This window comes from Streptomyces sp. NPDC059037 (genome assembly GCF_042740015.1).
GTDB lineage: Bacteria > Actinomycetota > Actinomycetes > Streptomycetales > Streptomycetaceae > Streptomyces.
Genome location: NZ_JBHYIG010000360.1, coordinates 1 through 8,856, shown reverse-complemented (window position 1 = coordinate 8,856; position 8,856 = coordinate 1). Strand labels below are relative to the sequence as shown.

Annotated in this window: 11 protein-coding genes; 4 read left to right on the top strand and 7 right to left on the bottom strand. The window is 72.3% G+C overall.

Features of this window, described 5'->3' with window-relative positions:
- Positions 1–50: 50 nt before the first annotated feature.
- Both ACFWY6_RS41695 and ACFWY6_RS41690 read right to left on the bottom strand, forming a co-directional pair.
- Positions 51–653 (bottom strand): hypothetical protein, encoded by a 603-nt coding sequence (locus ACFWY6_RS41695; protein ID WP_266873803.1) that lies wholly within the window; start codon positions 651–653, stop codon positions 51–53.
- Positions 650–1,306 carry a hypothetical protein gene (locus tag ACFWY6_RS41690; RefSeq protein WP_384701989.1) on the bottom strand — a complete coding sequence of 219 codons (657 nt, stop codon included), beginning with the start codon at positions 1,304–1,306 and terminating at the stop codon, positions 650–652. Before ACFWY6_RS41690 ends, ACFWY6_RS41695 begins: the two co-directional genes overlap by 4 nt.
- Positions 1,307–1,616: 310 nt before the next feature.
- Between ACFWY6_RS41690 and ACFWY6_RS41685 the strand changes: the two genes are divergently transcribed.
- Complete coding sequence (locus ACFWY6_RS41685) at positions 1,617–3,023, top strand: helix-turn-helix domain-containing protein (RefSeq protein ID WP_384701986.1); 1,407 nt, start codon at positions 1,617–1,619, stop codon at positions 3,021–3,023.
- Positions 3,024–3,032: 9 nt separating this feature from the next.
- Here ACFWY6_RS41685 and ACFWY6_RS41680 read toward each other — a convergent pair whose 3' ends face one another.
- From ACFWY6_RS41680 to ACFWY6_RS41665, 4 genes are all read right to left on the bottom strand, one after another.
- Entirely contained in the window at positions 3,033–3,530 is a 498-nt protein-coding gene (locus tag ACFWY6_RS41680; protein WP_384701983.1) for a MarR family transcriptional regulator, read from the bottom strand.
- A complete protein-coding gene (locus ACFWY6_RS41675; RefSeq protein WP_384701980.1) occupies positions 3,527–4,021 on the bottom strand; it encodes a MarR family winged helix-turn-helix transcriptional regulator in 495 nt (164 codons plus the stop codon). The genes ACFWY6_RS41680 and ACFWY6_RS41675 overlap by 4 nt, the downstream gene beginning before the upstream one ends.
- 105 nt (positions 4,022–4,126) lie before the next feature.
- Complete coding sequence (locus ACFWY6_RS41670) at positions 4,127–5,113, bottom strand: endonuclease/exonuclease/phosphatase family protein (RefSeq protein WP_384701992.1); 987 nt, start codon at positions 5,111–5,113, stop codon at positions 4,127–4,129.
- A gap of 68 nt (positions 5,114–5,181) precedes the next feature.
- Positions 5,182–5,796: a M15 family metallopeptidase gene (locus ACFWY6_RS41665; protein ID WP_384701978.1), complete on the bottom strand. Its 615-nt coding sequence runs from the start codon at positions 5,794–5,796 to the stop codon at positions 5,182–5,184.
- An 87-nt stretch (positions 5,797–5,883) separates the two neighbouring features.
- Here ACFWY6_RS41665 and ACFWY6_RS41660 point away from each other — a divergent pair, with 87 nt between their 5' ends.
- Together ACFWY6_RS41660 and ACFWY6_RS41655 are read left to right on the top strand one after the other, a co-directional pair.
- A complete protein-coding gene (locus tag ACFWY6_RS41660) occupies positions 5,884–6,579 on the top strand; it encodes a response regulator transcription factor (RefSeq protein WP_384701975.1) in 696 nt (231 codons plus the stop codon).
- Complete coding sequence (locus tag ACFWY6_RS41655; RefSeq protein ID WP_384701972.1) at positions 6,572–7,681, top strand: sensor histidine kinase; 1,110 nt, start codon at positions 6,572–6,574, stop codon at positions 7,679–7,681. Before ACFWY6_RS41660 ends, ACFWY6_RS41655 begins: the two co-directional genes overlap by 8 nt.
- Before the next feature lie 24 nt (positions 7,682–7,705).
- On the opposite strand, the gene ACFWY6_RS41650 is transcribed toward ACFWY6_RS41655, so the two are convergent.
- Complete coding sequence (locus ACFWY6_RS41650; protein ID WP_384701969.1) at positions 7,706–8,413, bottom strand: hypothetical protein; 708 nt, start codon at positions 8,411–8,413, stop codon at positions 7,706–7,708.
- 80 nt (positions 8,414–8,493) lie between these two features.
- On the opposite strand from ACFWY6_RS41650, the gene ACFWY6_RS41645 reads away from it, so the two are divergent.
- A partial coding sequence (locus tag ACFWY6_RS41645) for an SDR family NAD(P)-dependent oxidoreductase (protein ID WP_384701966.1) occupies positions 8,494–8,856 on the top strand: 363 nt, incomplete at its 3' end.

The window sequence follows — 8,856 nt, the reverse complement described above, 5'->3', positions numbered from 1 at the left end:
CCTCCTGTCTCCACCCGCGGACTGCCTACGGGCTTTCTGCCCACCGACGGCTACGCGGCGGCGCCCTGCGGCACCACCCACGCCGGGTCGCGGGGCTCCACCTTGTTGGCGAAGGCCACGATCTGGGCGTACGCGGCCAGGTCGGCCATCGCGGACTGGATCCGGGTCAGCGCGGTGTCCGCGGCCGGGTCGTCGGTCCGCTCCAGCCAGTCACCGATGAGCACGGCCACGGCGAGGGTGCGCTCGCGCATGTCGTGGCAGATGCCCAGCGGGCCGCCCGTCCTGGCCTGCCAGGTGAACTCCTGCCACAGCTCGGCCGAGTGCGGCACCTGGCCGAGGCTGATGCCCGAGCGGTAGAGCCGGTCGTAGTCGAGCCTGCTGGCCCACGCGGCCGTCTCCGGGGTGAGGGTGCCCGTCGCGAGGATGTCGGCCACCTGGGCCAGCATCCGGGCGGCGGCGCCGAGCCGGTCCTTCGCGGCGGCGGCGTACACCGAGGCGGCGGCAAGACCGTCGCCGTGCTCGGCGAGTTCCAGCGCCCGGCACACCTCGCTGCTCGCCGCGGTCAGTTCGGTGCCCGCTGCCTGCGCCAGCTGCTTCTTGTCGCGCAGGTCCTCCGCGCTGAGGCTGAGGTACTTGTTGCAGACGGCGCTCATATCCTGTCGCTCCTTCCGTTTCCGGCGCCGCCGACCGCGACGGCGCCGGGAGTCATGCCGAGGATGTTGATGACGGCCAGTGCCTGGCCGTAGATCCGGATGCGGTCGAACGCGGTGAGCAACTGCCAGGCCACGCGCTGCCAGTCGGCGGGACCCGCCTCGTCGGCGGATGCCGCGAAGCCGTCGAGGTCCGCCGAGAACGCGGAGAGCGCGGTGACGAAGTGGCCGAACGCCGCCTCGTCCCCGCCCTCTTCGTAGCGGAGCGCGATGGCCTCGATGGCGGGCCTGTCCAGCTGGACAAGGTCCGCGTCCCGGGCCGTGCCGAGCGTCTCGCGCACCGGGGCGGTCCCGCCGCCCGCGGCCCGCAGCCGCTCGTCGTGGACCGGGTAGAAGCCGAGCTCCTGGGCGGCGCGGTGGGACGTGCGGTACTCCGCGAGCCCGGCCTGGACCGCGGCGGCGGCGCAGCGCACCCGCAGGGCGGCCTGGCGCACGTCGTTGAGCTCCAGGTCGGAGTGCATCAGGTGCAGTTCGCTGCCCGCCCGCATGAAGTGGGCCGAACCGGTGGCGATGGGCCCGTCCACACGCTGGTACAGAGCTTGTTCGGCCACGCTGCCGTCGGGCAGGTTGGGGGCTTTGTTGCAGACCCTACTCATATAGGTCGTGCCTCCTTGGTTGTCCGGCGCCGGTTCTCCGGCGTCGGTCGTGCGGTGATGCGGCGCCCGGTGTCCGGCACCCGGCGGGAAGCGGCACCAAACCGGCGGACGGCATTCCACGAATGCCGTAGTGACAGCCGGTGCGGTGCCCGGTCGCCGATACGCGGGATCCGAGCGGTAGTCGGATGTTCGCAACGAGCCCCTGGGGGCGGTCCGCCAAGTCGGGCACCACCGGACAGATCCGGATGGCCTCGGCCAGGCGACGGTCACAGGGCGTCGCCGGCGCGAGCCGGTGCGGAGGGTGCGAACGGTGTCTGAGGCGACGGGGGCGGCGGAACACCCGCCGGACGGGGGACCGCGGGAGACGTCGGCAGGCGTCGGCCCGGTGGACCACGTGGACACGACGGACGCGCTGGCCGCGTTGCTGCGCCAGCTGCGCAGGCGCGCGGCGCGCAGGAACGGCGGCGCACAGCTCACCTACCGGCAGCTCGCGGCGCGTACGGGCTGGGCGCACGGGGTGATCGGCGACTACTTCGCGGGCAAGACGCTGCCGCCGACGGACCGCTTCGACACGCTGGTCCAGCTGCTCGGCGCCACCGGCCGCGAACTGCGGCTCCTCGCGACGGCCCGCGACCGCGTGGAGGAGGCGCGCCGCTCCCGCCTTGCCGTGGGCGGACGCACCGGTTCACCCGGCACGGACGACGCGGGACCGGTTCCGCCCGCCCCGCGCCAGCTGCCCGCGGACGTCCCTGAACTCCTGGGCCGTGACTGGGAGTTGGACGCGCTCGACGTGCTCAGCCCGGGGCCGCGGGGCGGCGGCCCGGTCGTGGTCGCGCTCGACGGGCCCGGCGGTGTCGGCAAGTCGGCGCTCGCCGTGCATGCCGCCCATCGGCTCGCCGAGCGGTTCCCCGACGGTCAGCTCTATGCCGACCTGCGGGGTTCACGCCACGACGAACGTCCCGTTCCGCCCACTGACGTCCTCCGGCGATTCCTCTGCGCGCTGGGTGCGCCGAGGCTGTATCCGTGCCGCGCGGCGGACGCGGCGGCGGCCTACCGCACGCTGCTCACCGAGCGCCGGGTCCTGATCGTCCTGGACAACGCCCGCGACGCCGCCCAGGTCCGCCCCCTGCTGCCCGCGGCGCACGGCTGCGCGGTCCTGGTCACCAGCCTCGGTGTCCTCGCCTCCCTGAACGGCGCGAACCACCTCCACCTGACACCGCTGCGGCCCCCCGCGTCCATCGCCGTGCTCGAACTGTGGGCGGGGCAAGGGAGGTTGGGCGCCGAACGTGACGCCGCCGAGGCGATCGCGCGCCACTGCGGACACCTCCCCCTGGCCCTGCGCATCGCGGGCGCCCGCCTCGCGGCACGCCCCCGCTGGCCGGCGCGGGAACTCGCGGGGCGGCTCGCCGACCCGGCGCGCCGCCTGGCGGAGCTGTCCTTCGCGGACCTGGACATGCGTGCGGCCCTGGAAGCGGGCCACAGAGAGCTGCTGACCCGCGGTCCCACCGGCCGGGCGGCGGCTCTCGCGCTGCCGCTACTGGCCCTGGAGCAGGGTGAGTTGACGGTGGCGGAGGCGGCGGCGACCACGGGCGGCGCGCCGTCGGCGACCGAGGTGATCCTGGAGCAGCTCCTCGACGTGCAGTTCCTGGAGTCGCGGGCGCCGGGCCGCTACCGCTTCCACCCGCTGACCCGGCTGTTCGCCCGGATGCTCCCTTGAGCGGCTCGGTCAGTCGCCCAGCGCCGCGAGCTCCGCGTCGGCGCGCTCGGTGACCAGGGCGAGGACGCGGCCCGCGGCGACCAGGTCCTCGGAGGGTATTCCGCCCCAGATACGGGCGGAGATGGGTGCGGTCTGCGCGCCGACGGTGGCGTTCAGCTCGCGCCCCGCATCCGTGGCGCGAAGGTGCGCGCCGTCCACGGCCAGCAGCCGCTTGGCGAGGAGTTCGTCGAGCGTGACGCGGATGTCGGCAGGATCGGCCTTGAGGGAGCCCCGGACCTGGGCGACGAGGTCGTCCTGCGTCTGCGGTCTTTCGGCGGTGATGGCGGCGCGCAGCGCGATCTGCTGCTGGTACGTGATGCCGTGCAGGGCAAGGACGTGCTCCAGGACGCCCCGGGCGGCGTAGTGGGCCAGGGCGAGGTCGCGTGCGTTGGCCACGGGTGCCGTGGTGGATGCGGTCGAGGCGGACGTGGAGGCGGACGTGGCGGAGGTGGATGCGGTGGTGGTCATGGTGGTGTCCCCTGAGTGCTCTCGTCGTTCGGTCGGGATGGAGCGAGAGGTGCGTCGAGCAGGGTCTTCAGTTCGTCGGTGAACACGCGCGTCCGCTCGGCGTCGCGGCCGCCGAGCGGCTCCAGCAACTGCTGAAGCAGTTCCTGGACCACCGAGATGGCCTGCCGCGTGACGGCCTGGCCCTGCTCGGTGAGGGCCAGCTGGACGGCACGCGGATCGCGGGGATCCCGGGTGCGCTCGATCAGTCCGGCCGACTCCAGGGCGCGCGCCAGCTTCGATACGTACAGCGCCTCCAGGCCCGTGTGGTCGGCGAGTCGGCGCTGGCTGGGCCGCTCGCCGGTGCGCTGCATGCCGTACAGCGAGGCGACCAGTGAGTACTGCGCGTGGGTGAGGCCCAGCGGAGTGACCGCACGATCGACCGCGACGCGCCACTTGTTGGCGAGCCGCCATACCAGGAAGCCGGGCGTGGGACCCGGTGAAGCCTTGCTCATGGAAAATAGAGTACATGGCTACTATGTCCATGGCTACTAATTTCGGGTTCGGATGCGGGCCGGGTCGGAAGCCTTCCGGAGCCTTCCGGAGTCTCTACGCGATGTTCACCAGCTGATTCCGGCCGCCACCGGCAAGTGGTCGCTGCCGGTGGCCGGCAGGGTCCACGCGCTCGCCGGCTCCACGCCCCTGACCAGGATCTGATCGATCCGCGCCATCGGGAACCTCGCCGGCCAGCTGAAGCCGAAGCCGTCCCCGGCCGCGTCCTGGACCGAGCGCAGCCGCGAGGTGACGCCGGCGAACGCACGGTCGTCCACGGTTCCGTTCAGGTCGCCGAGCAGCACCACCCGCTCGTTCCGCTCGGCGGCGACGGCCTCGGCGAGCGCCTGCGCGTTGCGGTCCCGGCTCTCCGTCCAGAACCCGCTCCTGGGCATCACGCGCACGGAGCCCAGGTGGGCCACGTACACCGCGAGCGGCCCCTGGTCCGTGGCCACCGTGGTGCGCAGCGCCCGGTTGGAGGCCAGCTTGACGTCGGCCGGCTTGGTGTCGCCCAGCGGCCCGACGTCCTGCCGGGTGTCGACCGGCCGCGTGCCCGACAGCGGCAGCTTGCTCCACAGCCCGACCGTGCCCTGCACCGTGTGGTGCGGGTAGGTCTTCGCCAGTTCCTTCTCGTACGCGCCCCGGGCCCGCGGGGTGATCTCCTCAAGCGCCAGCAGGTCCGCGCCGGAGGCGGCCAGGTCGCGGGCGGTGCCGGACGGGTCGGGGTTGTCGGCGCCGACGTTGTGGCTCACCACGGTGAGGTCGCCGCCCGAGCGGGACTTGTCGATGAGCAGCCCGCCGAAGAGGTTCAGCCACACCGCCACCGGCAGCACCAGCGCGACCACCGCGGAGGCGGAGCGGCGCCAGAGCGCTGCCGCAAGGAGCACGGGGACGAACAGGCCGAACCACGGCAGGAGGGACTCCACCAGGCTGCCGATGCCCCCGATCCGGTTCGGGATCCGCGGGTGCAGCAGCAGGAGCAGACCGAGCAGCAGCGCCGCCGCCGCGAGCAGCGGGCCGCGCTTCCAGGGCTCCGGCCGGGAGAAGGCGCGGATCGACCGGCGGATGCGCGGGCGCCAAGTGCCGGAGCCGGTACCCCGGCGGCCGGCACCGCCCTGTCCGTTCACTGCCGCATCCTCGGGTCCTGGGTGGGGTCGGCGTACATGCGCGGGCAACCACGGTCGATCGCGTCGGCGCGCAGTTCGTAGTGCCAGGGTTCGTTCTTGTAGATCTGGCACAGCCCGTACTCGGCACCGTGCTCGGACAGCCACGCCGTCGCGTCGGAGCGCCCGATGTCGACCGCGTCGCCCGACACGTGCGGCGACGTCTCCGCGGTGGCCACCCAGCGGGCGGCCTCCTCTTCGGACCCGTACTTGGAGACCGCCTCGCGAAGGAGCTGATTCTGGTACTCCGGGGAACGCCGGCCGCTGTTGACGATGAACTCGACCCCGTCGTCCGCGGCGGCCGTCGCGGCCTGGCGGAGGGCCTTGAGCAGAGCTGGATCGAGGTTGGTCACGGCCGGACTCGAGTCGTCTAAGGAAAAGGGAGAGGAAGGGGAGAGCGACGAGCGAGCCGCGGAGGACGAGAGCTTCGGCACCTGGTGGACGAGGGCCGCGGCGATCACCGCCACGACGACCGCCAGGCCGACGGCAAGGAGCCATCGAAGCCGGCGGTTCGGTATCCGGCGGTTCGGGGTCCGGCGGTTCGGGGTCCGTGCTGCTGGTGAGGTTCGAGCCATGGCGCCAGTCAAGGCAGTGCGATGTTGCCCGCCCGTATGCGGTTTTCGATACGTCGGCGATATGCCCCGGCTCGTAGCCTTGATGACATGCGTGTGCTGATTGTCGAGGACGAGCCCTATCTGGCAGATGCCATCCGCGATGGCCTCCGCCTGGAAGCGATCGCCGCCGACATCGCGGGTGACGGCGACACCGCTCTGGAGCTGCTGAGCATCAACGCGTACGACATCGCCGTCCTCGACCGCGATGTCCCCGGCCCTTCCGGTGACGAGATCGCCCGACGCATCGTCGCCTCCGGCAGCGGCATGCCGATCCTCATGCTCACCGCGGCCGACCGGCTCGACGACAAGGCCTCCGGGTTCGAACTCGGCGCCGACGACTACCTCACCAAACCGTTCGAGCTTCGAGAGGTCGTCATGCGGCTCAGGGCGCTCGACCGCAGGCGCGCCCACACCCGGCCACCCGTGCGCGAGATCGCGGGCCTGCGCCTTGATCCGTTCCGCCGCGAGGTCTACCGCGACGGCCGTTATGTCGCGCTCACCCGGAAGCAGTTCGCCGTGCTCGACGTCCTCGTCGCTGCCGAAGGCGGTGTCGTCAGCGCCGAAGAACTCCTGGAGCGCGCGTGGGACGAGAACGCCGACCCGTTCACCAACGCCGTACGGATCACCGTCTCGGCACTGCGCAAGCGTCTCGGCGAACCGTGGATCATCGCCACCGTGCCGGGCGTCGGCTACCGCATCGGCACGCAGCCGGAGACCGGACACGGGGGAGGCGAGCGTGGATAGGGCACCCGGGCGGAGCGTTCGCCTCAAACTCACCCTCAGCTACGCCGGATTCCTCATGGTGGCAGGCGCCTTGCTGCTCGCGGCGGTGTGGGTCTTCCTCCTGCGGTACGTCCCCGATCGCGCGATGCTCATCAACCCCGACGACAGGCCTGACGGTGTCTTTCCCGTCCGGTCCGTCCTGCTGGACGTCTTCGCGCCGAGGGCGGCCGCCGTACTGGCGTTCCTGCTGGTGTTCGGTCTTGTCGGAGGGTGGATCCTCGCAGGACGCATGCTCGCCCCGCTGACCCGCATCACGGACGCCACCCGCATGGCCACGCACGGATCGCTCTCCCACCGGATCCGGCTGCCGGGCCGCAGAGACGAGTTCCGCGAACTCGCCGACGCCTTCGACGCGATGCTCGCCCGGCTCGAAGCGCACGTCGCCGAACAGCAGAGATTCGCGGCCAACGCCTCGCACGAGCTGCGCACCCCACTGGCGATCTCGAAGGCACTTCTCGACGCGGCCCGCGCCGACCCGGACCACGACACCGGCGAGGCCATCGACCGCCTCCACGCCGTCAACACCCGGGCGATCGACCTCACCGAGGCGCTGCTCCTGCTGAGCCGCGCCAACCAACGCTCCTTCACCCGGGAGCGCGTCGACCTGTCCCTCATGGCGGAAGAAGCCACCGAGACACTTCTGCCCCTCGCGGAAAAGCACGGCGTCACCGTCGAGACCCGCGGCGACATCACCCCCACGACCGGATCGCAAGCGCTTCTGCTGCAGCTGACCACGAACCTCGTGCACAACGCGATCGTCCACAACCTGCCCGAACAGGGCGCCGTGTGGGTCACCACGGCCCTCCGCCCCAAGACTGTGGCGCTCACGGTCGAGAACACCGGCGAGCAGCTCACCCCGCGGCAGGCCTCGGCACTCACCGAACCGTTCCAGCGCGGGACCGAGCGCATCCACACCGACCACGCGGGCGTCGGCCTCGGTCTGGCCATCGTCAAAACCATCGCCCAGGCACACGACGGCACCCTCACCCTCACCCCACGTCCCGCCGGCGGGATCCGCATCACTGTGGAGCTGCCCGCGGCATCCCCGCACGCCGACAGGTGAGGAATCAGGCCGCAAGGGGCACCCTCACTGCTCGTACCAGCCCAGGGCGCCGCCACCCTCCGACGGGTCGAACGACTGGTGCAGGCCCACCAGCGCGGTGACCAGGCGCGGGTCCCAGTCGTCGCCGAGCACCCGGTACTCGTCCGCCACACCCCGGAAGACCAGCCGTGCCCGGCCCGACGGGTCACGCCAGATCACCCGGCGCGGCGCCCCGAAACCGCCGTCGCCCTCGCCCAGCAGAGACGTGATGCCCCACACGACGCTCAGCGGCAGGCCGATGGGCCACCACACCGCCCACCACAGCAGACGGCCCCGGTAGCCGCGCAGGGCAGGGCCGTTGACCGGCTCCACGGTCCACTGCGTACGGGCGAACCGCAGCAACGGGCGGCGGCGGAGCGTGATCCGGGCGAGCGGTGCGCCGTACGGGTCCTCGACGCGGTAGACGCCGGCACGTCCGCTCACGCGGGAGCCGAGGGGCTGCTCGGTCGTCACCCGTGCGATGGGGGCCTGCCCGTCGGCCACGATGTGGAAGGCGCGCTCGGAGCGCCGCCGCGCGGGCTCGGGTGCGCCGGGGTCGCGGCACAGCCGGCCGATCTCGCGTGCCGCGTCGCGCCGTTCGCCTTCGCCGAGGCTCACGACGATCGGTGGCGTCGTCGCGTATCTGACGTGGTACGTCACTCGCCTTTGGGCCACGTTCTTGCCCTCCCCGTTCCGCGGCTGTTCCGCGGTCATGATCCCACCGCCGGTCGGCGGCCTCGGCTCCGTATGATCGCGCCATATTGGTTACGACTGATTCCGGAGGCTGAACAGGCATGACAGAGCGCAGAGTTGTCATCGTCACGGGTGGCGGGACGGGCATCGGTGCCGCCACCGCCCGGCAGTTGCGCGCGGCCGGGCACGAGGTGGTCGTCTCCGGGCGTCGCCCCGAGCCGCTGCGCCGCGTCGCCGAGGAGACCGGGGCGCTCGCCCACCCCGCCGACGCAGCTGATCCCGCGGCCGTCGCGGGACTCGTCCGGGCGGCCACCGAGACCTACGGACGCCTCGACGGTCTGGTCCTCAACGCCGGGATCGGCCGCAGCGGAGCAGTCGGCGACATCTCCGACGAGGACTGGGACGCGGTCCTGCGCATCAACCTCACCGGGCCCTTCCAGCTGCTGCGCGCCGCGCTGCCGCAC

Excerpts from the sequence above, each read along its gene's own strand:
- ACFWY6_RS41660 (WP_384701975.1), top strand. The coding sequence starts at position 5,884 with ATGCGTGTGCTGATTGTCGAGGACGAGCCCTATCTGGCAGATGCCATC.
- ACFWY6_RS41690 (WP_384701989.1), bottom strand. The coding sequence starts at position 1,306 with ATGAGTAGGGTCTGCAACAAAGCCCCCAACCTGCCCGACGGCAGCGTG.
- ACFWY6_RS41675 (WP_384701980.1), bottom strand. The coding sequence starts at position 4,021 with ATGAGCAAGGCTTCACCGGGTCCCACGCCCGGCTTCCTGGTATGGCGG.
- ACFWY6_RS41665 (WP_384701978.1), bottom strand. The coding sequence starts at position 5,796 with ATGGCTCGAACCTCACCAGCAGCACGGACCCCGAACCGCCGGACCCCG.
- ACFWY6_RS41650 (WP_384701969.1), bottom strand. The coding sequence starts at position 8,413 with ATGACCGCGGAACAGCCGCGGAACGGGGAGGGCAAGAACGTGGCCCAA.
- ACFWY6_RS41680 (WP_384701983.1), bottom strand. The coding sequence starts at position 3,530 with ATGACCACCACCGCATCCACCTCCGCCACGTCCGCCTCCACGTCCGCC.
- ACFWY6_RS41695 (WP_266873803.1), bottom strand. The coding sequence starts at position 653 with ATGAGCGCCGTCTGCAACAAGTACCTCAGCCTCAGCGCGGAGGACCTG.